Annotated in this window: 23 protein-coding genes and 1 riboswitch; of the genes, 6 read left to right on the top strand and 17 right to left on the bottom strand. The window is 39.7% G+C overall.

The features are described from left to right. Positions 1-184: 184 nt before the first annotated feature. From rlmD to cax, 10 genes are all read right to left on the bottom strand, one after another. Positions 185-1,567 (bottom strand): 23S rRNA (uracil(1939)-C(5))-methyltransferase RlmD, encoded by a 1,383-nt coding sequence (gene rlmD, locus ACIQCO_RS16865; RefSeq protein ID WP_400430505.1) that lies wholly within the window; start codon positions 1,565-1,567, stop codon positions 185-187. A 103-nt stretch (positions 1,568-1,670) separates the two neighbouring features. Then, positions 1,671-2,228, bottom strand: coding sequence for a hypothetical protein (locus tag ACIQCO_RS16860; RefSeq protein WP_400430504.1), 558 nt, complete (start codon positions 2,226-2,228; stop codon positions 1,671-1,673). Beyond that, positions 2,170-3,528 (bottom strand): rhodanese-like domain-containing protein, encoded by a 1,359-nt coding sequence (locus ACIQCO_RS16855; RefSeq protein ID WP_400430503.1) that lies wholly within the window; start codon positions 3,526-3,528, stop codon positions 2,170-2,172. Before ACIQCO_RS16855 ends, ACIQCO_RS16860 begins: the two co-directional genes overlap by 59 nt. 263 nt (positions 3,529-3,791) lie before the next feature. Continuing rightward, positions 3,792-4,559 (bottom strand): delta-lactam-biosynthetic de-N-acetylase, encoded by a 768-nt coding sequence (gene pdaA, locus ACIQCO_RS16850; protein ID WP_400430502.1) that lies wholly within the window; start codon positions 4,557-4,559, stop codon positions 3,792-3,794. 64 nt (positions 4,560-4,623) lie between these two features. Further along, positions 4,624-5,589 carry a nuclease-related domain-containing protein gene (locus ACIQCO_RS16845; protein WP_400430501.1) on the bottom strand — a complete coding sequence of 322 codons (966 nt, stop codon included), beginning with the start codon at positions 5,587-5,589 and terminating at the stop codon, positions 4,624-4,626. A 610-nt stretch (positions 5,590-6,199) separates the two neighbouring features. After that, positions 6,200-7,741 (bottom strand): fumarate hydratase, encoded by a 1,542-nt coding sequence (locus tag ACIQCO_RS16840; RefSeq protein WP_400430500.1) that lies wholly within the window; start codon positions 7,739-7,741, stop codon positions 6,200-6,202. A gap of 165 nt (positions 7,742-7,906) precedes the next feature. Beyond that, positions 7,907-8,104 (bottom strand): SE1561 family protein, encoded by a 198-nt coding sequence (locus ACIQCO_RS16835; RefSeq protein ID WP_400430499.1) that lies wholly within the window; start codon positions 8,102-8,104, stop codon positions 7,907-7,909. Between the two features lie 153 nt (positions 8,105-8,257). Beyond that, entirely contained in the window at positions 8,258-9,058 is an 801-nt protein-coding gene (locus ACIQCO_RS16830; RefSeq protein ID WP_400430588.1) for a YfkD famly protein, read from the bottom strand. A 91-nt stretch (positions 9,059-9,149) separates the two neighbouring features. Further along, entirely contained in the window at positions 9,150-9,767 is a 618-nt protein-coding gene (locus tag ACIQCO_RS16825) for a YczE/YyaS/YitT family protein (protein WP_400430498.1), read from the bottom strand. Between the two features lie 572 nt (positions 9,768-10,339). Further along, the gene (gene cax, locus ACIQCO_RS16820) at positions 10,340-11,398 is read right to left on the bottom strand and encodes a calcium/proton exchanger (RefSeq protein WP_400430497.1); all 1,059 of its coding nucleotides are present in this window, start codon (positions 11,396-11,398) and stop codon (positions 10,340-10,342) included. A gap of 187 nt (positions 11,399-11,585) precedes the next feature. Between cax and ACIQCO_RS16815 the strand changes: the two genes are divergently transcribed. Together ACIQCO_RS16815 and ACIQCO_RS16810 are read left to right on the top strand one after the other, a co-directional pair. Next, the gene (locus ACIQCO_RS16815; RefSeq protein ID WP_400430496.1) at positions 11,586-12,761 is read left to right on the top strand and encodes an MFS transporter; all 1,176 of its coding nucleotides are present in this window, start codon (positions 11,586-11,588) and stop codon (positions 12,759-12,761) included. 351 nt (positions 12,762-13,112) lie between these two features. Then, positions 13,113-15,029, top strand: coding sequence for a heavy metal translocating P-type ATPase (locus ACIQCO_RS16810; protein WP_400430495.1), 1,917 nt, complete (start codon positions 13,113-13,115; stop codon positions 15,027-15,029). A 227-nt stretch (positions 15,030-15,256) separates the two neighbouring features. On the opposite strand, the gene ACIQCO_RS16805 is transcribed toward ACIQCO_RS16810, so the two are convergent. Both ACIQCO_RS16805 and ACIQCO_RS16800 read right to left on the bottom strand, forming a co-directional pair. After that, the gene (locus ACIQCO_RS16805; protein WP_400430494.1) at positions 15,257-16,093 is read right to left on the bottom strand and encodes a YihY/virulence factor BrkB family protein; all 837 of its coding nucleotides are present in this window, start codon (positions 16,091-16,093) and stop codon (positions 15,257-15,259) included. A 14-nt stretch (positions 16,094-16,107) separates the two neighbouring features. After that, positions 16,108-16,479, bottom strand: coding sequence for a YtxH domain-containing protein (locus tag ACIQCO_RS16800; RefSeq protein ID WP_400430493.1), 372 nt, complete (start codon positions 16,477-16,479; stop codon positions 16,108-16,110). Between the two features lie 232 nt (positions 16,480-16,711). On the opposite strand from ACIQCO_RS16800, the gene ACIQCO_RS16795 reads away from it, so the two are divergent. After that, a complete protein-coding gene (locus ACIQCO_RS16795; protein ID WP_024029733.1) occupies positions 16,712-16,936 on the top strand; it encodes a DUF1128 domain-containing protein in 225 nt (74 codons plus the stop codon). A gap of 40 nt (positions 16,937-16,976) precedes the next feature. On the opposite strand, the gene map is transcribed toward ACIQCO_RS16795, so the two are convergent. After that, entirely contained in the window at positions 16,977-17,726 is a 750-nt protein-coding gene (map, locus tag ACIQCO_RS16790) for a type I methionyl aminopeptidase (protein WP_400430492.1), read from the bottom strand. Between the two features lie 291 nt (positions 17,727-18,017). On the opposite strand from map, the gene ACIQCO_RS16785 reads away from it, so the two are divergent. Further along, a complete protein-coding gene (locus tag ACIQCO_RS16785) occupies positions 18,018-18,347 on the top strand; it encodes a helix-turn-helix domain-containing protein (protein ID WP_400430491.1) in 330 nt (109 codons plus the stop codon). Between the two features lie 75 nt (positions 18,348-18,422). On the opposite strand, the gene ACIQCO_RS16780 is transcribed toward ACIQCO_RS16785, so the two are convergent. Both ACIQCO_RS16780 and ACIQCO_RS16775 read right to left on the bottom strand, forming a co-directional pair. Further along, positions 18,423-18,554 carry an anti-repressor SinI family protein gene (locus ACIQCO_RS16780; RefSeq protein WP_400430490.1) on the bottom strand — a complete coding sequence of 44 codons (132 nt, stop codon included), beginning with the start codon at positions 18,552-18,554 and terminating at the stop codon, positions 18,423-18,425. Positions 18,555-18,584: 30 nt separating this feature from the next. Next, positions 18,585-18,676, bottom strand: a riboswitch (cyclic di-GMP riboswitch). Between the two features lie 256 nt (positions 18,677-18,932). Beyond that, positions 18,933-19,910, bottom strand: a complete 978-nt coding sequence (locus ACIQCO_RS16775; RefSeq protein WP_400430489.1) for a carbohydrate kinase family protein — start codon at positions 19,908-19,910, stop codon at positions 18,933-18,935. A gap of 511 nt (positions 19,911-20,421) precedes the next feature. On the opposite strand from ACIQCO_RS16775, the gene ACIQCO_RS16770 reads away from it, so the two are divergent. Next, on the top strand, positions 20,422-20,622 hold the full coding sequence (locus ACIQCO_RS16770) for a hypothetical protein (protein ID WP_066083634.1): 201 nt from the start codon (positions 20,422-20,424) through the stop codon (positions 20,620-20,622). A 42-nt stretch (positions 20,623-20,664) separates the two neighbouring features. Here ACIQCO_RS16770 and hutH read toward each other — a convergent pair whose 3' ends face one another. Both hutH and ACIQCO_RS16760 read right to left on the bottom strand, forming a co-directional pair. Then, complete coding sequence (hutH, locus tag ACIQCO_RS16765; RefSeq protein ID WP_400430488.1) at positions 20,665-22,188, bottom strand: histidine ammonia-lyase; 1,524 nt, start codon at positions 22,186-22,188, stop codon at positions 20,665-20,667. 328 nt (positions 22,189-22,516) lie between these two features. After that, positions 22,517-24,706: a DNA topoisomerase III gene (locus ACIQCO_RS16760; protein ID WP_400430487.1), complete on the bottom strand. Its 2,190-nt coding sequence runs from the start codon at positions 24,704-24,706 to the stop codon at positions 22,517-22,519. A gap of 127 nt (positions 24,707-24,833) precedes the next feature. On the opposite strand from ACIQCO_RS16760, the gene ACIQCO_RS16755 reads away from it, so the two are divergent. Next, positions 24,834-26,105, top strand: a complete 1,272-nt coding sequence (locus ACIQCO_RS16755; protein ID WP_400430486.1) for an MDR family MFS transporter — start codon at positions 24,834-24,836, stop codon at positions 26,103-26,105. Positions 26,106-26,197 lie beyond the last annotated feature (92 nt).

Genomic DNA, 26,197 nt, shown 5'->3' with positions numbered 1-26,197 from the left:
CTGTTAAAATAAAGTCTTTCCTTTTGCCCAATTTTCCATAAAAACATCACACTTTTTATCGAGTTGGAATAAAGTTTTTCTTTCTTACTTTTTTCGCGAATGTTGATATGTCTGGCTTGCTGGGCCTTTTCTTCATAATTTTTTGAACTTGTTTATTTTAACATGTAGGATTTCTATTTTTCAGTTACAATATCAACGTTAGTAGTGCCACACACTCCACGTGCGCCGTCTGCGGAAACATGTCCACTGGCTGGATATACTTAACCTCATATTTCGAACTTAAGGTTTGAATGTCCTTGGCCAAAGTGGACGGGTTGCATGAGACATAGATGAGTTTTTCTGGTTTTACTTGCAGGATGGTTTGAAGTAGTTGACCGTCGAGGCCCGTTCTTGGCGGATCGACAACTACAACATCAGGTTTCCAGCCTTTTTTGACCCATTTTGGCAGGACCTCCTCTGCCTTTCCAGGTACATATTTAGTATTGGTAAATCCGTGGCGCTTCGCATTTTTCTTGGCATCCTCAATTGATTCAGGGATTACGTCCATACCGCGGATTTCTGCAGCTTGATTGGCGAGCCATAACCCAATGGTTCCAACTCCACAGTAGGCATCGACCACTTTTTCGTTGCCTGTTAGGGCCGCCGCTTTTTTCACTTCGTTATAAAGCTTGACCGTTTGAACAGGATTTAACTGAAAAAAGGTTCTGGCGGATAGCTCGAATTGCAGGTCACCCAATGTTTCTTGAATAAATTCTTCGCCTGCGAGCGGTACTGTTTCCTCTCCAAAAATAAGCGATGTTTTTTGGCCATTAATATTTTGGACGACGGATTTCACATTTGGCAGCCGTTTTTGGATTTCTTCAATGATGATCTCCATTTTGGGGATCTCTTTTTGTGATGTAATTAGCACAATTTGAAGTTCGTCTGTTTGCACCCCGACACGGGTGACAATCGTTCGGATGATTCCCTTTCGTGACTTTTCATTATAAATAGGGATTCTTAATTCTTCTAAAATTTGTTTTACTTTTGATGTCGCTTCATTGGTTTGCGAATGCTGTACTGCACATTGGTCAATGTTAATCAATTGATGGGAGTTAATTCCGTAAAGCCCCGCCAGCACTTTTCCATCTTTTTGTCCAACTTGAAAACTACTTTTATTACGGTACCCCCATGGATCCTCCATGCCAAGCGTTACACGGATATCCAGCTTGTCGATTGACAGCTTCGTATGGCGTTCAAGAGATTGAATAACAATGTCACGTTTTTCTTTAAGCTGCTGGTCGTAATGCAAATGCTGAAGCTGGCAGCCGCCGCATTGATCATAAACCGGGCACAGCGGCTGCACTCGGTGCGGGGATTTAATCCGAATTTTTTTGATTTTCGCTTCAGCAAATTTAGGATTTATTTTTGTTGCCTCGACGACCACCTCTTCACCTGGGAGAGCACCTGGAACAAAGACAACTTGTTTTTTAAAATAACCGACACCTTCGCCGTTAATGCCAAGCCTTTTTATCGTAAGTGGGAATGTTTGATTTAATTGGATTTTGATTCCTTGTTCTGTTTTCATTTTTTCACTCCAAATTTTTGGATAATGCTTGAGTTCCATTTTTATTTTCCCCGTATTATAGCATGATTCACAGAGAAAAACCGAATTCCAGACGAAATTCGGTTTAGGTGGATTTTGATTCTTGTTTGAAGAATTTCATGATCCAAAAATATTGAACGGCAATGACGATCAACATTCCAATGATAAAGAAGTGATAGGCCTCTAAATCCTTGTTGAATTGCATAAAAATAATTCCAATAATATTGGCAGGTACAGCGACTATTAGCATAATAATTTTCCCCCTGCTTTTCCCTTTAGTAAGGAGAAGCAGTATACAAATAATTGCTCCTATTCCTAAAACAATTGTATATATTAGGATTAATTGAGGCGTAAAATAGGTCGATTCAAACTGTTGCTTTTTAAAAATTAAATAGCGGGCAACTCCCATTTTTTCAGATGATAAATTTTCTAGGACAATGGCTAAGATGATTCCCGAAAATTGCAGCAATATAAGCAATGGGTATAAGAAAAATTTTTTCATGGCTTTTATCATTAAATCATCACCTTTTTCAGAAGAAAAAGACAATACCATTCGTCGTATTGTCTCTCCCTTAAAGATATCATTATTTCTTATTTGGTTCACCTTTTTCAACAGGATTGGACGGGTCCATACTCCATTCATTCCAACCGCCATCGTATAGTGTGATATTATTTACGCCTAAAACGTCGGCATAAAATAATACTTCCGCAGCCCTCCAGCCAGTTCCACAATAGAACGCCAGCTCTTTATCCATGTTAATTCCATCTTTTTCCCACATACTCAAAATCTCTGAGCCGCTCCGCATTGTATTATCGATATTTCTGAAATCTTCAAGTTTACTAGAATCGGAGCCTGCATGTCCCCAAACAGACCCCGCAGGACGCCCTTTGGCCTCGATATAATCATAACCTGATATTTTTCCGGTATATTCTTCCCAACTTCTAATATCAACAAGTGTTCCATTATTTTTATTAGCTTGTATTGCTTTTGCTTCAGGCAAATCAATAATATATTCCGGATTAGCAGGAATGACCGTTCCAAATGCTGTAACTGATTTCTTAGTATTCACCTTTTTTTCCACCCGGTAACTGCCATTTTTCCATGAGGTAAATCCTCCGTTTAACACCCTAACATCGGTAACACCCATGTATTTTAAAATAACTGCTGTACGAAAAGCAGGCATGGAATCAGCACCATATAGGACGACAGTTGTGTCCTTAGTGATCCCATTTTTTAAGGCGAACTTTTCAAGCTCTTTGTCCTTCAGACGATTCCATACAGGTCCTTCCTCTACCTCATCCGTATTAATATGGACGGCCCCTGGAATATGACCGTCTTTATAATCCTTTGCTTCATCGCCCCAGCTGACTTCAAAAATTTTATAAGGATTGCCGTAATTTTTATTGTTAATTAAATCATTTACCCATGATGATGACACGAGCATTTCGTAATTAGGATAGGCTTCTAATGCCAAATCTTGGTTCTCTGCCCATTCTTTCACATCATATTTATACAGATTTTTGAAACCCTTATCTTGCAGGTATCCAGCAACGCTTTGAGCATCTTTACCGTTTGCATCATAAAGAACAACGTTTTTGTCGGTGGTAATACCTTTACTTTTTAGTACTTCTGTTAGTTTTTCATCTTGTTTATCCACTATTACCTTTAGCCAGTCAGCGGAAAAATCAACGGCGTCTTTAATATGACCGCCCCTTTTAACCCCATCTAATGCCCAGCCGTTAAACGCATCATTTGCTCTTGTATCAACAATTACCCAGTTATCTTTTCCGATATTTGCTTTCAATTCGTCTGTCTTGATATTTTGGGTTACCACTGATGTTTCCTTTTTATTTTTACCTGCCGCATTATTATTCGAACAGGCTGAGAGTACTAAAAGACTGCCCAATAAAAGAAATAGGATTGCCTTTCTGTTAACTACCATTTTGTATTCCTCCTATAAGTTTGCATCTGTCCATGGCAGAAGTTTGTTTGGATAACTGTTTCATGTTTTTCGCCATTAACTACAGTACAAATATTGATTCCTATTTCATTATAAATAAATGGTATTCTAAAATAAATTCATTCTATCTATTATATAAATGGTTAGGAATCGATTTTCTGATTAGTACTATGAGGGTGTTGGTAAGTGCCTGTAAACGACACGCAAAAAAGCCGAAATCCTGTTGAATTCGGCTTTTTTGCATGTTATTTCTTTTTTGTTAAATCGTTAAGGCTTTTGAATTTATAGCCTTTCTTTTTCAAATCTTGGATTGCTCTTTCAAGTGCATCTGCGTTGTCTTTCGAGACGGAGTGAAGTAACAGCACGCAGCCAGGATGGATTTGTCTCATAATATTGTCGTATGAGTATTGCCACCCTCTTTGCTGGTTAATATTCCAGTCGACGAAAGCGAGTGACCAGAATACATGCGTAAAGCCCTCTTCTTTTGCAATTTGCATCGTTCTTTCGCTAAAAACCCCACGCGGCGGACGTAAATACTTCATTTTTTTTTGCCCAGTTAATTCTTTTGTTTTTAGTTTCACACTATTGAGCTCTTCGCGAACTCTTTCATCACTCACCGCTGTGAAATCGGGATGATGCCAGGAGTGGTTGCCAATAATATGCCCCTCTTTTACCATTTGTTTTACAAGTTCCGGTTGTGAATTTAAAAAATGCCCCGTCACAAAAAAAGTGGCAGGTACCTTTTCCTTTTTTAAGACCTCGAGAATTTTTGGGGTATAGCCATTTTCATAACCGCTATCGAAGGTAAGGTATAGGGTCTTTGAGTTTGGATCTCCTTTGTAAAATGCTCCGTACTTTTCAAGGAGCTGATCATACTGCGCACCTGCATCTGCCGGCTGTTCATTTACCGCTTTTTTGAATCCCCAGTGGATCGGTTTATTGGGTACTGATGCGTATGTAACATTGGGTATTAGTAAAAGCAGCATACTAAGGATACCTAAAAATTTTTTCATCCATGTTCCCCCTGGTTTTGTTTTTTATAGTGTTTGTTTTATTAGGAAAAACATTATTAGCATATTAAGGAAATGGCTGTGATTGGTGGTAGATTCGACCTCTTTTTGTACCTGTATAGGGAAGGTGTGAGGATGGCAGTCTTGATGTTGTTGTTCTAGAGGATGGCATTTGAAGAAATTTCCGTATTTCAGGATTGCTAAAAGAGGGTTTTACCAGTAGGAAGTAATCATTTATCCCGTTTAAAAAGGCATCATTCGAAAACAAAAGGCATTTAGGACATATCCATTTTCCTCTTTTGTATTCCATCGGAATGTGCAAACATCTTGGACATTGAACTCCTGGAATTATTTCGTCTACTGTAAATTGAAATAATTTTAGTATATCTATTTTTTGAGGAGTATGTAGTGATAATAAAAGATTTGTCACTTGGCTAATTGTCTTTTGATTAATCTTTTTTTCACTATATTTTTCCTCTAATTCATTGATTTTATTTAATAAATCATAGGCTTTAATGACTTTTTGCTCGGCTTCTTTGTAGTTAGGTCCAATTATAATTTCAGTAGAAGCTTTGCAAATTGCAACAAGATTTTCTATAGGAATAAAAGGTATTTTATTTTTATCAAATAAATTTCTTAATGAAATTTTGTGCCGATTTACTTGTGCTACTGGATTTTCATATATCTCTCTATTTTCTCCATATTCATGGATCAATTGCTGCTTCTCGAATATTAATTTTCCTGAATGATTTTTAGCATCAATAATGAGAATGAGCTTTTGTGAGAAAAGTAGCGCGTCGATTTGGAAGAAGGTATTTCCTATTGGGAGGCGGAGACCGTAAAAAATGTGATACTTGTGTTCCGGGATTTGATCCAGATAATATTTTACTGTTTTTTCTCCGTTATATCCCGATTTCAAAATTCTTATTTTTGACTTGATATCCGGTATTTTCTCATTTGTTTTTGTTACCCTTCTTTCCAAGGCCTCAGCTTGAAGTAGGATGGTGGGGGGAGTTAGTTCCTTTGCATTCAAAATCTATTCCTCCTTAATTGTTTTAGGAATATCTTCAATAGAAATTCGAGAAACTCCTACCCGATTTAGTCAGCTATTTTGACATTTTTGTGTCTTTTTCCTCTTATGATTAATTTTCTGCACTTGGTTAATTCAATTTTATTTAAAAATAATTTGGATAAGCGCAGCTTATTACATATTTTTCATAACTTATGACATATTTTTGGACACTTACGACATATTCCGGGTCACTTATTACCTCTTTTTCAATACTTACGACATTTGCTGGATGTTAATTGGTAATTCCCTTGGACCTCGAGAACTTATGACATATTTTTGGACGCTTACGACACCTTTCCGGTCACTTATTACCTATTTTTTAATACTTACGACATTTACTGGATATTAATTGGTAATTCCCTCGGACCTCGAGAACTTATGACATATTTTTGGACACTTACGACATATTCCGGGCCACTTATTACCTCTTTTTCAATACTTACGACATTTGCTGGATATTATTAGGGGTTACTCCTCTCAAAATTTCAAATGCCTATTTGATATTTACCTAATCACAGCACAAAAAAAGGATAGGCGCCCCACGCAGCACACCTACCCAAAATCATCCTATCTAAAAACCCGCTTCCTTAAACTGCGCTAATTTTTCCAATGAAGATTTGTCTACATCCGCATGCAGGCTGTTGCCGTGTGAGTCCATTGTCACTACGGCTGTAAAGCCCTCGACGCGAAGATGCCACATTGCTTCAGGGATACCGAATTGCATCAAATCAACGCCCTCGACCCCTTTAATGCAGTCCGCGTAATATTGAGCCGCTCCACCGATCGCGTTAAGATAAACGCCGCCATGTTCCTCCAATGCTGCCAACGTCTTAGGTCCCATGCCGCCTTTACCAATCACAGCGCGTATACCAAATTTCTTCATGATGTCACCTTGGTAAGGCTCCTCGCGAATACTTGTAGTTGGACCAGCAGCTTTAACATGCCACTCTCCTGCCTCATCCTTTAACATTACCGGGCCGCAATGATAGATTACCTGCCCATTTAAATCAACAGGTGCATCATGATCGCTCAAGTATTTATGAATCGCGTCGCGGCCAGTATACATTAAGCCGTTGATTTGAACGACATCTCCGACCTTCAACGAACGAATTTTCTCTTCTGTAATTGGCGCCTCTAATGTAATCACTTCTTCAGACCTTGAAGCAGCTGTTTCTTTTTCAGCCTGATCAGCAGCAAAATCAATGAACTCACCATCTTGGTACGCCCACTCTTTAATCTCACCAGTCACAGCGTCAACACTCACCCCTAAACGGCGGAATGCCCAGCAATTGTACGCAACAGAAACATAGAAGCTCGCCGGAATACGGTTCATGACTCCGACTTTACAGCCAAGCAATGTTGCTTCTCCGCCAAAGCCCATTGTGCCGATTCCTAATTTATTTGCATTTTCCATTACGTACTCTTCCAACCGGCGAAGATCCTCATTTGGATTCACATCTTCAACGGAACGGAATAGTTGTTCTTTTGCTAAATCGTAGCCGGATGAGCGGTCGCCGCCGATTCCGACACCGATAAAGCCGGCGCTGCAACCTTGTCCTTGTGCTTGGTAAACTGAGTGCATGACACATTTACGGATACCATCCAGATCACGGCCCGCACGGCCAAGCCCTTCTAACTCGCATGGCAGACTATATTGAATATTTTTATTCTCACAACCGCCGCCTTTTAAAATTAAGCGGACGTCGATGTAATCCTTTTCCCATTGATCAAATTTAATAACCGGTACCCCTGCACCAAGGTTATCACCGCTGTTTTCTCCTGTTAACGAATCGACTGAGTTTGGACGCAATTTCCCCTCTTTCGTGGCAAGCACGATTGCATTGCGAATGGCTTCTTTTACTTCTAATTGATTGACACCAACCGGCGTTTTTATTTTAAAAGTAGGTAAGCCTGTATCCTGGCAGATTGGCGACACATTGTCATCCGCCATTTTGATATTGTTTGTGATCGTATCAAGGCTCATTGCGGCACAAGTGCCGGCATTTTCCTTTTCCTTGGCCTTCAAAACTGCCCGGCGGACATCCTTTGGAAGTTTGGTAGAAGTTTCAACAACAAGCTTGTACATGCTTTCTTGAAATTTCGCGATATTCAATTCGAGTACCCCTTTCCCTTTGTTCCTCTAATTAATCTATTTTAATATTACAACATTTTGCACGGTTACATTATACTCCTATAGCGGGTAGAATTAAAGGATTTGCTTGAAAACGAATACATGGAGGAAAAAGGGAATTCTCGGACCATAAAAAAGAGCCTGCTCTTAAACAGACTCACTCACGTCACGATTATTAAATTCTTTGCATTTTGATTCCATATCATCAAGCATGGAAATTAAGCGATCAATATCCTCAAGGTCCGTATCTTCAGGATCAATGGCATCAAGCACATCAATGAACATATTTAAGCGCTGTTTTAAAAAGTCTACCTGTGAATTTTTATCTTTTATCGGGATGCCCAACTAATTTCTCTCCTTTCATTTTCTCTTCCATCCTACCGAAAGAATGAAACTTTGACAATTTTATTTTTCTATATGAATAAAAGACCCCTGCAAAAGGAGTCCTGCCTTAACCATAAATTTCAGCCGCTAGCACCCATGAGGCCGCTTAAAATCTTACCGCGGCCGCTCTGAGGCAACAAAGCCAAAGGAAACAAAATCCTGCACTGGAATCCAGGCACCGATTCCCTGTGATGTCACGTTCTTGATTACGATAAACTTTTTATTGCCTTTTAGCATTAAATAAACTTCACCGTAAGTCACTTTCCCTTTTTCGTTTACACCAGGTGCATAGGCATACAAGTAGCCCAAGCGATTTGCCGGGATGTTATAAATATGGTCGTTCTTCGTCCCTGAACCGATAATCGTTTCAAACGAAAGCGGAAGCCGTGTCTTTTCCATTGATTTCAGCAGCATCATCTTTTTGACATCTTCCGCATTCGGAATTTTCGCTGTTAGACCGCCTCTGATAATTTTTTGCGACTCCTGAACATACTTAATTTGAAAAGGTACCTTACCGCCGCGATTATCAAAGTAATTCGTATTAATTTTTTGAAACTCCCAGTTCGGTGATGTCTCTGCGGACTCGTAATTCAATGGCCATTGGCCTAAGTAAACAATCGCCCGGTAGCCAAGGGCAAACGGTGTGCTGTTAATACTTGACTCATTCAGCATCCGAATTAAATCAGGGTTTTCAATTTTGACCTTCGAAGAGTTAATTAACTTCTTGGTTAGATCGCTTGGCTGCAATAATGGTAAGTCCTGTGTCGAATTCGGATAAGTATTCTCCTTCGAAATGTTCCGGACAGAAGATGGCACCTGATATTTTACTGAGCTTTTTTTCTCTGGTGCTTTATCAGCGAGAGCTGACGGAATAAAAATGAGCATTAAAAGCAGTGGCATGAGGACAGAAACCATTTTTTTCACTAAAGTTTAACTCCTTTCACTAATAGAATTATTATGTCTGCTACTAGTTTTTTCGGAGTTAATCAATATTATCCATTCCCCATCAATATTTCGCTTGAAGCCGCTCCATTAATTTTTCAAAATGCGGAAAGAACAGCTGGATTGCTGGTCCTACCGTAAAGGTGATAATAAACGTTCCATAGGAGATAGGTCCCTTTAAAATGAATGCTGGGACTAAGGCGGTAATTTCACCAATTGTTTTTGCCATCATCAAATTGAAGCTAAACCGCTCTCTTATCGCCAACATGAAATTATCAATTGGGCTTTGCGGAAATTTGGCCTGCAAATAAATCGCCGCTCCTAATCCGACGATGAGGATGCCTAGCAATAACATGCCAAACTTAGCCAGTAAAGGGTCGACTTTAAATAATTCGAACACAGTAAACAGCCAAAAATCGACTAAAGAACCGATGATGATAATAGTAAGGAGCGAGAGTAAATCCGGTCTCCTTTTGACTAAAAGGGAGTTGATGATAACTAATAAGGCACCATCAATCATCACCCATTTCCCAACTGATAACCCTACTTTTTCAGTTAGCGCGATATTAAGGGCATCCCATGCCCCGACACCAATATCGGCCACTTTAATGGTCATGCAAACCCCAAATGTCATGATGGTTAAACCGATAATAAAAAATAATAACCGGATAAAAAATTTCATCTGTCGCTCCTCAGATATTGGTAAAAAATAATGAAAATGCAATAATCTGAACATTTACAAAATTGGATTTACCGTTTATAATATAAGTAACCTTTCAAAAAGGAGGGCTGTAATCAATCGGCTAACCATTTATTTAAATTCCTTAAGGAGGTTGGGATTCTCGTATAATATGACATTCAACACTCGTGTTTTCCTTGTTGTGAAATAAACATGAAAGTTGGTGATGGATGGTCCTATAGAGAAGCGATTGATTTTTTCCCATAACAAAATGTGCTGTTTCATTATAGCACACCGATAGCAATTAAACCGTACATTGTAAAAATTGAAAAAAGTTAAAAAAGAGACTCTAAGCCGCTCGGCTCAGAGTCTTTATTTTAGAATCAGAATTTAAATCATTGAACTTTGAGAATTGTCCAGCTCCAGCGCCCTAGCGGCTAATGTCCTTCGCTCTCCGCCCTACGATAAGTCAACATCGAATCTTGCGCAGCTCCGTGTTTCCTTTATCTCAGTTGGAGTGCTCCAAGCCATACGCCGCTGACCAGGGCGCTTTCGCTTTTCATGGTGCCTGACACCTAGAGTAAGAAAAACCCAATTCCCATTATTACATAGGCAGCTAGCAGTGTTAGGCCTTCGAACCAATTGGATTCGCCGTCGTTGGAGATGATGACCATCAGGAGTACCGATGATACCATGGCAATTAGTTCCTGCCAGCTAAACAAGAGCGGCATTGATTGCTCAAAGAATAACGATATGAGGACAAGCACGGGTAATACGAACATTGCTACCTGGAGGGTAGAGCCAATCGCGATTTCAACGGCTACATCCATTTTATTCTTATAGGCCATTAACACCGCTGATGCGTGTTCCGCTGCATTTCCCACGATGGCGACAATAATCACGCCGATAAACAGCTCAGTCCAGCCAAAGGATTCTGCCACAAACTCAAACGTATGAACCAAATGCTCAGATATGTAGGCAACAGCAATTGTGGCAATGAAGAGTACAGCGATGGCCTTCCCTTTCCCCCATTCCGGTACTTCCTTTTCATGCTCCTCCGTTTCCCCGCTCGGCTGATAGACACCGCGGTGGGTAACAAGTTTAAAGAACAAGGCAGCCAGATAAAGAACAATAAGAATAACCGAAATCCCAATACTTAATGAAATGGTTTTTGTTTCGTTCATATTCATTGAAAAAACTTCTGGAATAACAAAAGCAATCATCACCGCAAAAATGAGCAGCCCCGAATTATGACGGGCATCAAAGACATTAAATTCCTGGCGCTTAAATTTTAGTCCGCCAATAAAAAAAGACAGTCCAGCAACAAGAAGTAAATTTCCTAATACCGAACCAGTTAATGAGGCAAGAACAATTCCAACAAGTCCAGCTTTAAGCGAAAAGATTGAAATAATCAGCTCCACTGCATTTCCGAAGGTTGCATTTAGCAGTCCACCGATTCGCGGACCGGCCACAATGGCAAGACTCTCGGTTGCTCGGCCCATAAAGCTTGATAACGCAATAATGGTGATACAGTAAAGAATAAAAAGAATCATACTCGGCCAATGCATTAGTGTCCCAATCACGGAAACTGGAACTCCAATGAATGTCAGCAGCATGAAGATTTTGTTCGTCATCGCGTTCCCTCCTCAGATTCTTTTTGAACCGCTATTTTTTCCTATCTATGTTATTTCCCTTTACCCTAACATTTACCTAAAAAAACTTATGATTAATAAGACCACTTTTTTCTTGCAAATGCAGAATATTCTCGTTACCATCATTTAGAACTATATTTTTGATGGAAAGTAGAATTGAGGAAGTTATATGAATAAACCTTATTTTCGTTTTTGGATACTTGTTAGTATTGTCGCCATATCTGGCTTTTCCCAGGGGATGCTCCTGCCGCTCATCGCGGTAATATTTGAAAAAGGCGGTGTTTCTCCTTCCTTAAACGGCCTAAATGCGATTGCACTATATATCGGCATTCTCCTTGTCTCCCCTTTTATGGAGATGCCGCTTAGAAAATACGGTTATAAGCCGATCATCATTTTCGGCGGTGCACTTGTATTCGTTTCGCTTGCTTTATTTCCCTTATGGAAAACATTTTGGTTTTGGTTTGCATTAAGAATGCTAATCGGCATCGGCGACCATTCCTTGCATTTCGCGACCCAGACGTGGATCACATCCTTTTCTCCCGCTGAGAAGAGAGGACGGAATATCTCCTTATATGGCTTGTTTTTTGGAATTGGTTTTGCGACAGGACCGTTAATGACGCCATTGGTAAATGTGAATGAAGCCCTGCCCTTCATCGTCTCTTCAATCGTTTGCTTGGCAGGCTGGCTCTTTGTCTTTTCTTTAAAAAATGAACTTCCGGAACAAGTGGTAAACATAAATTCATTCTTGGCAACGATTAAGCAGTTCAGAAGAGCTTTGAAATATGGCTGGGTCGCCTTCTTGCCGCCATTTTCCTACGGCTTTTTAGAATCATCGTTAAACGGTAGTTTCCCCATTTATGCCTTAAGAATGAATATTGATGTTTCCAGTGTCTCAATAGTTTTGTCCGCTTTTGCGATTGGCAGTATTATTACCCAGCTGCCGTTAGGGATATTAAGTGATCAATACGGGCGGCGAAATATCTTGATGTCAGTTCTTTTCCTTGGATTTTTCAGCTTTACAGCCGCTAGTTTTCTTGAACATTCTTTTATCGGTCTGTTTATCGCATTCCTGATCTCCGGGATGGTCGTCGGCTCCACCTTCTCGCTTGGCATCAGTTATATGACCGATTTAGTACCTAAGGAGTTATTGCCAACAGGAAATTTGTTATGCGGCATCTTTTTTAGCCTTGGTTCCTTAAGCGGGCCAATAATCGGCGGCTTATTTATTAAATTTTTGCACGGCGTCAGCTTCTTCTACATTATTAGTACGATGCTCTTAGCCTTATCATTCATAATCTTTACCTTTGGAAAGAAGAACCAGTTGGAACTTGAGCAACAAAATTGATTTTGGAGCAAATTCATATCTTACGCATAATATGTATGGTAAAATATAAGAAAATTTAGAAGTTTAGAGGATTCTGCTGTCATCACTTGGGTGACAGCTTTCGTGTTTTTTAGGGGTAGTGAGGTTGATTATTCTTCTCAATTCCCAATTAGTCTTTTTACACTCTCAATTTATTATTCAGCAAATCAAATGATAATAATTATTATTTACAGTTAACCTAAACCAACGAAAATACATATAGTGTTAGAAGTAACTTTGATTTTCATTCTCAATTAAATTTTAATTTTATCAATTAGAATTGACATATACTTTTTCTCACAGTACAATCAAAATATTAGGGGGGAGATACAGATGAGTTCTGACGCAAAAGTACTCACGAAAAAGGAACAAAAAAACAACCTTTTGGAAAAAATCAAACCACATTTGGAACTAATTGCTGCATCGCTAAGCGGTGTTTTCATTGTCCTTGGCTGGATTTTCGATAAATATGGATTTGGAACGGACTCCATCATTGCTTACTTGCTGGCATTTGTCATCGGCGGATTTGCAAAAGCAAAGGAAGGCATTGAGGCCACGTATGAAAATAAAGAATTAAATGTAGAAATGCTGATGATTTTTGCCGCTGTTGGGTCAGCGATCATTGGTTACTGGACAGAAGGTGCCATTCTAATCTTCATTTTTGCCGTCAGCGGAGCCTTAGAAACCTACACCATGAATAAAAGCCATAAGGAGATTTCCTCTTTAATGGAGCTTCAGCCAGAAGAAGCCCTGCTAATCAGCAATGGCTTTGAAAAGCGTGTTCCCGTCTCGGAGCTTCGTGTTGGCGATCATATTCTGATTAAGCCAGGCGAACGGGTGTCATCTGATGGAATGATAATTAAAGGACAGACAAATATTGATGAAGCAGCGATTACCGGTGAGTCGATGCCCGTCTCTAAAGGGGAGCAAGCAGATGTTTTTGCCGGAACCGTTAATATGACAGGTGCCATTACTGTTCAAGTGACAAAAGAGAGCAGTGACACCCTTTTCAGAAAAATTATTCAGCTTGTGCAATCCGCACAAAGTGAAAAGTCACCGTCGCAGCTGTTTATTGAACGCTTTGAAGGAACCTATGTCAAGGTTGTCCTGCTCGTCGTGGTTGTCATGTTCTTTCTGCCCTACTTTTTACTGGGCTGGAGCTGGCATGAATCCTTTTACCGCGCGATGATTTTATTAGTGGTCGCCTCCCCTTGTGCTTTGGTGGCTTCAATCATGCCGGCATCGTTATCGGCGATTTCGAATGGGGCCAGACATGGGATATTAGTAAAAGGCGGTGTCCATCTTGAAAATTTAGGTCATCTTGAAGCCATTGCCTTAGATAAAACCGGCACCCTTACAAAGGGGAAACCGGAAGTAACCGTGGTGATTGTGAAAGAAGGACTTGAAAAGGAACAGCTCCTCTGGCAGGCGGCATCAATAGAGAGCCATTCGAACCACCCGCTGGCGATCGCGATTGTTAAATATGCAAAGCAGAAATTAACCAAAGAACTTTTTCATCCCGACAATCTCGAGGATATACCCGGCTGGGGGGTTAAGGCAGAAATTAATGGAGATCAGTGGAAAATTGGCAAAGCAGCTTTCATTGGAAAAGATGATGTCGACCAGTTTGCTGACGGAAAAGCGAAAGAACTTGCAAGTCGTGGTAATACCCTTGTTTTCATTGAAATCAACGGTGAGCTTTGTGCGATGATTGCCTTAAAGGATGTTGTTCGCGAGGAAACGAAGCTGGCAATTGATCATTTAAAGAAACAGGGCATCCATACCGTTATGCTTACGGGTGATAGTGAAAAAACCGCTCGTGCGATAGCCGCTGAGAGCCATGTTGATGAATTTTTTGCTGAATGCCTGCCGGAATCAAAGGTAGAACATCTTAAACAGCTTAAAATAAACTATAAAACGGTTGCCATGGTTGGGGACGGAATCAATGATGCTCCGGCTCTGGCGATAGCCAATGTCGGGATTGCGATGGGTGGAGGAACAGATGTAGCACTGGAAACAGCCGATATCGTGCTGATGAAGAATGACCTGCCGCGAATTGCCGATGCCATCCACCTTTCACAACGAATGAATAAAATAATCAAACAGAATGTCATTTTCTCGGTTTCGGTTATCATGCTCTTGATAGCATCAAATTTCTTTCAGATGCTTGATTTGCCATATGGAGTCATCGGCCATGAAGGCAGCACCATCCTCGTGATACTGAATAGTCTGCGCTTGTTAAAGTCGTGAAAAAAAGGACCGCATCCGGTCCTTTTTTTGTCTAGTTGTTAGTGATATCCATTCGAGCCATTTGCCGACCCGGAAGTTTTTTGTTTTGGGTTACTCTTATTTCCTTTTTGCTTTGTACCGCCATCTTTTTTCGTATGTTTCGTCAAAAGAAAAACCTCCCTTTATGTTAGGGCGATGTGCCCATAATAATAGTGTGGACAGATAAGATATTTTCATAAAGGAAAGTATTAGCAGTTCGTACGATTTCTTTCACTATAAAAGGCATTGATTTCTCCGCCAATAATAATAATAAATGCGGATATATATAACCAAATCATTAACACAATGATGGCCCCGATACTTCCATAAGTAAGCGAATAGTTGCTAAAGTTTCCAACATAGAAGGATAATCCCAATGAGGAGATTATCCAGCCTAATGTCGCAAAAATGGCGCCAGGAAAACTACTGCGGCACCGCAATTTCACATTGGGTGCAATCCAGTACAATCCGGTAAACATTAGGAACAAAATAATGGCACTGACCAGCCAGCTTAACGCATTCCACAGCTTAATAAATTCGCTGGTGTAGCCAAATTTTGAAAACAAGAACAGACCAATTTCCTTGCCGAAAACCGGTAAAACAATGGCAAGGATAAAGACAAAAATCATCCCAAAAGTTAATAGTATTGCCACTCCTCTTGAAACAATAAATGAACGGCTTTCCTTCACATTGTAAGCCTTATTAAAAGCCCGTACGATAGCGTTTATTCCGTTAGAGGCGGACCAAATCGTACCGATAATCCCGAATGAGAGCAAACCGCCATTCCGGTGGTTCATAATCTCATTTACATTTTTTTCAATTAAATCCATCGCTTCCACTGGGGCAAAATCTTTAATCATCCCCAGCATGTCCGGATGTGGAATCGGTAAATACGGCAGCAGAGTGAATAAGACTATCAGGAGTGGAAACAAGGAAAGAAGAAAAAAATAGGCTAACTGCGCACTTAATCCTGGAATGTCATCTTCTTCAATCCGGTGCCAAAGCAATTTTAGTAAAGAGGAGCGTACATTCCCTGTCTTTTCCATGTTCAGCACTCCTTTTAGTTGATTTTTTCCTCTTTTCCCAGCACGTCCTCTAAAAGCTGTGATTCCTCACTCTTTGAAAAGGCATCTTTTGTTTCTTTTAGAATATCAGTCACTTGCGGTGTCAGCTCCCGTATTTCATCCACCTTATTTGATATGTAGGAAATATCTTCAGTTACCTGCTGAGCGGTTGTTTTGATTTTGGCCGCAGTTTCCTTCACCTTATCGGTTATTTTGCCAGGATTACATAGAACATCGGAAACCTTGCTGGATGTTTTTTGAACGTTTTCCTTCATTGCCAGCCTTGTTTGTTTATCTAAAAGGCTGATTGCTCCGCCGGCGATAGCACCGATTAGCATTCCCTTCCAGAATTGATTTTTCTTCGTCATCTTAAACTCTCCTTCCACAATCATAATTATCATTAATCTTTCTCTAATGAAAATAGCAGCAAAATAAGCTCATCTTTATTTTGCTTTATATCAATTCCCTTTTGCAAGCCCGTCCAAACTTTTATTTGCTATCACCGGAAAAAGTAATGCCTCTACTTCAAAGAATGTTTGTATTGACAGATGCTTTTTAACATGAAAAGATGGGAATATTAATTCGGAAAGGGTGGCCGAAATGAATTTATCACAAAAATCTGTTGAAAATGTCGAATATATGATTGAACAAATAAAGGAAAAATTAAAGGTCCTCAACCTTGGAGCCATTAAACCGTCTCACTTTGATGAAGAAATGTACGAGGAATTAAAGGAAATTTATGAGATGGTCCTAAGGAAAAACTCTTTTAGTCCTAATGAAATGCAGGCATTAGTGGAAGAATTGGGTAGTCTAAGAAAGAAATAAGTAAAAACCCGTTATTTTTACTGAATAACGGGTTTTTTGCTTATTTTTGATCGGTTAGGATAATCGGGCCGTCCTTCGTAATTGCGAGTGTATGCTCATATTGAGCTGAATTTTTACCATCAAGGGTCCGGGCTGTCCAGCCGTTATCATCCATTTTTGTTTGGTACCAGCCGACATTGACCATCGGTTCAATTGTAAAAACCATTCCCTCTTTAATTCTCGCACCTTTACCAGGCAATCCATAATGTGGAACATCCGGTTTCTCGTGAATCACGGCGCCAATCCCGTGTCCGATAAAGTCTCTTACAACTGATAGTCCTTCACTTTCAACATATTTTTGAATCGCATGGCCAATATCACCTATCCGATTTCCCACTACCGCCTGTTCAATTCCCTTGTAAAGAGCTTCCTTCGTCACTTTTAATAAATGGTCTGTTTCCTCGGAGACCTTGCCAACTGCATATGACCAAGCAGAATCAGCTAAGGCTCCATTGTATCTGACCACCATATCAATCGTTACAATGTCGCCCTCTTTTAACGGCTCCTTCCTCGGAAAGCCATGACAAATTTCATCATTAACGCTTGCACACGTTGCATACTCGTAGCCTTTATAGCCTTTCTGTTCCGGCGTTGCTCCTTTTTGTCTTAGAAATTCATCAACAAACTCTTCAATCTCCCACGTTGTAACACCTGGCTTAATTAATTTTGCAATTTCTTTATGACAGGCTGCCAGAATTTCTCCTGCTTTTTGCATGGCTTCAATTTCTCGTTGTGATTTAAGGACAATCATATTATTCCCTGCCTTTTTGAATTAATATTATGTATAATGAACCATATTGTTCTTCTTAGAACATTTTCCGCGTTAAAATAATACTTTAGACTATGGCAACACTTTTAATAGTAACTCTAACCCATGATTTTTTCAAAATTTCTATCCTGCTTGAATTGCTCCGAAACAAAAAATTCCAATGTTCAACATTTTGTAATATTCCGTCGTTCTTTATATGGTACTTTCTCATTCTTTTTGGTAGAATTAATATAACAACAATAACAATAATAATAATTAGGTGTGTGAGAATCAATGATTGGTGACCGCGTAAAAAAATTCCGCTCAGAAAAGAAAATGTCACTATCCGAACTTGCTGAACAGGCGGGCGTTGCTAAATCTTATTTAAGTTCACTTGAGAGAAACCTGCAAAAGAATCCTTCGATTCAATTTCTTGAAAAAATTGCAGCAGTCTTAAATCTTCCCGTTGAACATTTAATCCATGAACAAATTGATAAGGACCAATTAGACAGTGATTGGATGAACCTAGTCAAAGAGGCCATGAATTCTGGTGTTTCAAAAGAACAATTTCGTGATTACCTTGAATTTAATAAATGGCGGAACAAACAAAATAGTGACCATTAGAATACAAGAAAAAAGCATTCTACAAATTGCAGGATGCTCTTCTTTTTTATGTAATTGCTCAATTGTTATTCGTGATTACTTTAATCCTCCATGTTGATTAAAGAAGTCACGAACCTCTTCTATGGATAGTCCAAGTTCCTTCGCTTCTAATATAAGGGTCATCCATTCCTGATCGATAACATCAACCTCTTTTTCAGTAATAACCAATATCCTCACCCCTAAAATACCATTCGTATTTCAGGCATCCCGGCCATCATAGCAAGCATATCGCCTGCCTTAGATCCTTGGCTTTGCGTCCCTGCTTTTCAACAGGTTTGCCTTTTTCTGATCCTATTCTCCCCAGGGCATCACCGATTACCTATCCCATAAACAAATAACCAGGCCTTTTTTCATAATTACAATTGATATCCTCATTATATCTAGTTCTTTTCTAACAGGTTGTTATATTTTGTCATTTTCTTTGAATTTTCACACTTCTTTTTACTACAAATTGTGACAAATTTCTACAAAAATACCCATTCCTCTTATAATTTTTGTAAAAAAAAGGGAGGAGAATTCTTATCAAAATTCCCTCCGATTTTCTTATTATCGATGGCTTAGCCCCTTGCTAAAGTATTTCTGAAATGTTTCAAGTAATTTTTGCTGGTTCAAATCGGGGTGGACTGTTTCACTCGTTTGGACTGTAATCATTGAACAAGAAACACCAATTTTGCAGGAATCTTCTGTATTAAGGCCTTTTAAATAGCCAAATAGGATTCCGGAAATAAGTGCATCCCCTGCTCCTGTTACATCTACAATCGGAACACTTGGAGGTACGATTGCTCCCGCTTCCCCATTGTTTGTAAAATAAATTAAGCCTTTTTCATTCCTAGTAATAACTACTCTCTCTACACCACTTTTTAAAATTATTTCTGCTGCTCGATAGAAGTCCCCTTCGGAAATAATTTCTAATTTTGAAAGAGCTTCTGCTTCTTTATGATTGGCAATCAGCCAGGTTACACCATCCAAGGAGTCCGGCAATTTAGCAGTTTTAGCTGCTGACACTGTGGCAATACATATAGGTATTCCCTCTTCGTTACTGCAATTAATCACTTCATTGATTACTTCAGCGGGAAAATTCGTATCTAATAGAATCATTTTTGCATTTTGAATATGGGGCCAATTTTTATTAAAAAAGGAGTCTTCAACCTCATCATAAATAGCCATGTCTGCAAAGGCGACGGCCATTTCACCTTCTTCATCTAGCACTGCTGTATAAGTTCCCGTGGATTTCCCATCGATAATTTCGGTTAGATTTATATCTGCGAATTTATTTGTGTTTTGCAACAGCCATTCCCCATCCGCATCGGATCCAATAAAGGCTAATAAGGAAGCATTAAGGCCAAGGCGCCCAGCGTTTTCCGCCACATTACGTGCAACACCGCCTCTGGATTTCGTGCTAATCGCAGGATTCGAAGTCCCATACTCTAATTGTTTCAGTGCCTGTATTTTCCGGTCCACATTGGCACCGCCAATACAAAGAACTTTCTTTTCTTCCAAAATTATTGCATTCTGTTTCATCATTGTCGTAATCACTCCTCTATGACCATATTGAGTTATGTCAGAAACGCAATAATATTCTCTACTTATAACTATTAGATACTAATCCTTGAAATCCTCTTGTATATTAATGGAAAATAAGGGGATAAAAGCCGATAAAACCGCTAGGTATGCAGTAGTAGAACTTATTTTCATTATTTATGACAAAAAGATTTGTCTAAAATCTGACAATTAGAATATAATGTAAACAACACCTAAATATACTTAATATTCGGAATAATGGTGGTGAAGCAATGCTATGACACTTATTCATGTGTTAAACTTTTCAATCCCGATTGCCTTTATTGTATTTGCTGGTTTTCTGCTTGATCGGATGTGCAAACCTGATAAACCAATTAAAAAAGCTGGTGAAGAGTAATCTATTTTTAAATAGTCTCTTTCACACAGCTTTTTCTTTTTCGAGGAAAGAACAATAAGTAATTATTTCACTACTCTTAGGGAATGCTATTTGGGTAGATGAAAGGAGTGCTTTAGTATGTCACGTGGAGAACATTTTGAACACAAAAAGAAAAACCATCCTGGTAATTTCCCTAAGGACAGTCTAACGGAGAAACATGTAAAGGAAGCAATTGGGGATGAAGAATTCATTGTAACCCAGGAAGCTTTTAAAAATAGAGTAGAAGAAGAGGATGCGCGGGGAGATACCGCCCGCTTGCTGCCGGATCAAACAGAGTAAAGGCGTGGTTATTTTCACGCCTTTTTCTGTGTCAAAAGATTCTTAGTATTGACCTTCTATACTTAAACTTCTAATAAATTGCGAAAACTCAATTGTCTTTAACCACTCTGCCGCTTTTTCAATATCTTTCGAGAATACACGATCTTTTTTAATGGAAGGAACCTGCTCGCGTCCTTTTTCATAGAAGAGCTTCGTATGGCTTGCCATTTTTTCGACACCGCGAATTTCCACTGCCTGCATTGCACAAATCAATTCAATCGCCAGCACCCTTCTTGCGTTCTGGATAATTTGATAGGCATGCCTTGAGGCAATCGTTCCCATGCTGACATGATCCTCCTGATTGGCCGAGGAAGGAATTGAGTCAACGCTGGCTGGATGTGCCAGTGTTTTATTTTCTGATACAAGAGCAGCTGCTGCATATTGCATAATCATTGCCCCGGATTGCAAGCCTGGTTCAGGACTTAGGAATGGTGGCAGGTCATTTAACTGCGGATTAACCAAGCGTTCAATCCGTCTTTCTGAAATATTCGCCAGCTCTGCTACTGCAATTTTCATAAAGTCCATTGCGAAGGCAATCGGCTGACCATGGAAATTCCCCCCGGAAATGACTTTTTCACCATCATCAAAAATTAATGGATTGTCAGTAGCAGCATTTATTTCGATTTCTAGTTTTTCTTTTACATAATCAAGAACCTGCCAAGAAGCCCCATGAACTTGTGGGATACAGCGAAGCGAATATGCATCCTGAACCCTAAGTTCCCCTTGCTGTGTTGTTAACAAACTGTCGCTTAAATACTGACGGATTCTTGCCGCAGTATAAATCTGCTGTTTATAGCCCCTTGCAATATGCACTTCTTCTGCAAAAGCGTCAATAATCCCGTTTAACCCCTCCATCGTCATCGACGCGATGAGTTCACTTTCATGTGCCAATTGCTCGGCTTCAAGGTAGCCGACAACCCCCATTGCTGTCATCGCCTGGGTCCCATTAATGAGTGCCAGGCCTTCCTTTGCCTCCAATGTTACTGGTAAAATCCCCTCTTGCCTTAGTGCATCGAGTGACTCCATCCGCTGTCCTTTGTAAAACACTTCACCTTCGCCGATTAATACTAAAGCTAAGTGGGAGAGCGGGGCCAAATCCCCGCTTGCCCCGAGTGATCCTTGCTGTGGAATAACCGGGATGATGTCGTGATTTACTAAGTCCAATAGTTTTTCAATAACAAGCGGTCTTATCCCGGAAAAGCCTTTTAATAATGCGTTGGCACGAAGGAGAACCATTGCTTTTGCCACATTCTCAGGAAACGGGTCGCCAACTCCGCAAGCATGGGAACGAATTAAGTTAAGCTGCAGGTCCTGCACATGATCCTTTTCAATAAGAACATCACTAAATTTTCCAAAGCCCGTGGTAATTCCGTAAACTACTTTTGATTCTGAAACAATTCTTTCAACTGCTTCGCGGCTCTTTGCAACAGCTTCCATGCTTTTTTCTGATGCGTTGACCTTTTGGCTGTGATATAAAACAGCTTTTATTTGCTCTAATGTTAAACTTCCACCTGTAAGTGTTATCATTTCTATCCCGCTCCTCTACCACTTTATCACAATAAAGAAAGAGGCTGGATTCCATATCAGATTAGATTTGGAGTCCAGCCTCTTTTATAAAAATTACCGAATATTGATCTGTCTTTTGGAGATGCCTCATCCTCATCGGTTATCATTCCATTCGATTAACTTTCATTCTAATAATTATTGTATGAGAAGAAAACCTTACCTGTCAATTAAATTTTCTGAATTTTAACACGATAACACTTTAGCAGGATAGTATATAAAAGGACTTTAACAAGTCCTTTTCTTTGAGAAAACATCATTTTTTGCCTAACAAACCCTTTTTTATGAAGATTTACTTTAATTTTAGTTTCTTTAAAGCATCTGCCAAAGCAGTATTAATTGGATCTTCTTCCTTGTTTTGGTTTTTCAAATATTTTTGTACAGTTCGTTTATCCACTTTACCGCCAGATTCTTTTTGACGGCGTGCTTGGAAAGCGGACAGTTTTTCACGGTGTCCACATTTACAAGCAAAGACTTGACCTTCACCTTCACCACGTAACTCAAGTTGTTTATGACATTTTGGGCAGCGTGCGTTTGTGACGCGGGAAACATTTTTACGATGTCCACATTCCCGATCTTGGCACACGAGCATTTTGCCCTTTTTTCCATTCACTTCAAGCATTGGTTTACCACAGTCTGGACAATTTTTTGTAGAAATATTGTCGTGCTTGTATTTTTTATCGCTTGCTTTAATTTCAGCAACAATTTCTTTTGTGTAGTTTTTCATTTCGCTGATAAACACGTCTTTTTTCAATTTGCCATGTGCAATTTGATCAAGCTTTTGTTCCCACTCAGCTGTTAAAGTTGGAGATTTAAGCTCCTCCGGCACTAAATCCAGCAATTGACGACCTTTAGAAGTCATATGAATGTCTTTGCCACGCTTTTCGATTAAGAATGAATTGAATAGCTTATCAATGATATCCGCGCGTGTAGCAACAGTACCAAGCCCACCCGTCGATTTTAAGGTATCGGCTAATTGTTTATTTTTCGTATCCATATATTTCGTTGGATTTTCCATTGCCGACAGTAATGTCGCCTCATTAAAACGACCAGGCGGCTTCGTTTGACCCGATGTTTGAGCGATTAGTTTTACGTTTAGGGTGTCGCCTTTTTCAATCCGAGGTAAAATCTGTTCTTTCAGATCATCACCTTCATCGTCTTCGTCAAGTCGATTATTGTAAACTTCCTTCCAACCAAGCGATAAAATGGTTTTTCCTCTAGCAACGAAGTTTTCCTCACCAATTTTTGCACGAAGCGTTAATTGCTCATACTCAAATGCCGGGAATAATACTGCTAAGAAGCGTTTAACGACCAAGTCATAAATTTTCCGTTCTTTATCTGTAAAAGCTGAAAAGTTCACATATCCTTCTGTAGGAATAATCGCATGGTGATCAGATACCTTGCTATCATCTACAAAAGATTTAGAAGCCTTGATGGGTTTTTTTAAGATTTTGCTTGTTAGTAAGCGATATTCACCAATTCCACATGCCCTCAGACGCTCTGGTATGGTTGGAACAATATCTGATGAGATAAACCTCGAGTCTGTCCTTGGGTACGTTAAAACTTTATGCTGCTCATACAGCTTTTGCATAATGTTTAACGTTTCCTTTGCAGAGTAACCAAAGATTTTGTTCGCATCGCGCTGTAGTTCTGTTAAATCATATAGACCTGGAGAAAAAGACTTCTTAGGTTTCTTTTCAATTTCCGTCACAATGGCATTTTGTTTTCCAAGTTTTTTTACAATCGCATCGAGTTTCTCTTTATCAAAACTGCGGCTGTTGCCTTTTACATCCTGCCATGTCAGCTTTAATTGGTCAGCTGTTTGGGCTTCAATGCCGTAATAGGTTTGTGCTTTGAAGTTTCTAATTTCGTCCTCACGAGCCGCAATCATCGCAACAGTAGGTGTTTGAACACGGCCGCAGTTTAGCTGTGCGTTGAACCTAGTTGTTAATGCACGTGTTGCATTAAGACCGATATACCAGTCAGCTTCTGAACGTGCGACAGCTGATGCATATAAATTTTCATACGCTGCGCCTGGCTTCAAGTTTGCAAAGCCGTCTTTAATCGCTTTATCCGTAACAGATGAGATCCATAGACGTTTAATTGGTTTATTGACTTTTGCTTTATCAATAATCCAACGTGCAACTAATTCTCCCTCTCTCCCTGCGTCTGTAGCCACGATTATTTCATTGACATCATTTCTAATCAGTTGACTTTTAACAGCATTAAACTGTTTTCCAGTCTGCTTAATGACTGTCAATTTCAAACGCTCAGGCAGCATTGGCAGATCTTCTAAATTCCAAGTTTTATATTTCACATCATAACTTTCTGGGTCAGCAAGTGTAACTAGGTGTCCTAGTGCCCACGTAACGATATATTTATTTCCTTCAAGATACCCGTTTCCTTTTTTATTACAATTAAGCACATGCGCAATATCACGTGCCACAGAAGGTTTTTCAGCAATGACAATACTTTTTACCATAGTTAAACATCCTTTCGAATTTCCATAAGTTAAATATAGCATACGTGCCTGCTTTTTTCCTTGTACTTACTTCCGGCTGGATAGTATGATAAAAAGGCGTGAAAATAGAGAAACGGGGATTTTTTATATGAGGATAAGGGATTGGGATTCAAATTTAAAGGTTCGCTTGTTTGGGGAAGCGATGATGAATATTACCTTTTGGATGTTCTTTCCGTTCTTAACGATTTATTTTGCGGAAGAGTTCGGTAAAAATAAAGCAGGATTATTATTAGTTTTTTCACAGGTTTTTTCCGTGATTGCTAATTTAATGGGTGGATATTGTGCCGACCGTTTTGGGAGAAAACGGATGATGGTTCTTTCTGCCATCGGGCAAGGACTTTCTTTCTTAGCCTTTGCCCTCGCTAGTTCACCATGGCTTCAATCCCCTTGGATGGGCTTTGTTTCGTTTGCATTTGCCGGTGTGTTTGGATCCTTTTACTGGCCTGCGAGCCAAGCGATGGTAGCCGATGTCGTGGCCGAAAAGGACCGAAGCAATGTATTTGCCATTTTTTATACGTCCATTAATATTGCGGTGGTAGTCGGTCCGATATTGGGAGCTATTTTCTATGTTCAATATCGCTTTCAGCTGTTGCTTGTAGCAGGAGCAGTGTGTATGTTCCTGGGGCTAATCCTGGCAAAATGGACGCGGGAAACCGCACCAATTCAAAAAAAAGCAACTATTTCCAGCGACGGGAAATGGTACTACTTTTTACTTAACCAACTACGAGATTATCGCCTCATTATTAAGGATAAAACCTTTCTATTATTTATCCTTGCAGGGGTTTTAGCCGGACAGACATTTATGCAATTGGACTTATTAATTCCAGTTTATATTAAGGATTTTGTCAAAAATCAAAGTCTTTTTTCCATTGGGAATTGGTCGTTCGCTGTGAAGGGTGAGCAGGCATTTGGAATTGTCCTGGCTGAAAATGGCTTCCTTGTTGCCCTATTTACTGTTTTTGTAACGAAGTGGATGGGAAAATATTCTGAAAGAAACGTGTTTGTCCTCTCCTCGGTCGTTTATGCGATTTCGATTGTTCTTTTCAGTCAAACGCATTGGATTTGGGGATTAATTATCGCAATGGCGGTTTTCACGTTTGCCGAATTAATGGGGGCAGGGCTGCAGCAAAGCTTCGTTTCCAGGCTTGCTCCTGAGCATATGCGGGGACAATATTTTGCCGCGGCAAGCTTGCGCTACACACTTGGTCGCACAATTGCACCGCTTTCCATCCCGATGACGGTTTGGATTGGCTATGGCTGGACATTTTTCGTCCTCTCCATCCTTGCCTTGGTCAGTGCGGGCTTGTATTGGGTGATGTTTTATTCATTTGAAAAACAAAAAATCGGACCGCAAATGTAAAAAAGCACTTATGTGCTTTTTTATTTTTTTTCCGGTTCTAATATATTTCTAACATTCATAAATTCGCCTAAAAATTGTACTAAATTATTCAC

It is taken from the genome of Neobacillus sp. NPDC093127 (genome assembly GCF_044754175.1).
GTDB lineage: Bacteria > Bacillota > Bacilli > Bacillales > Cytobacillaceae > Neobacillus.
Note: the sequence above shows the minus strand (reverse complement) of the source record. Positions and strands in the feature narration are given on the sequence as shown.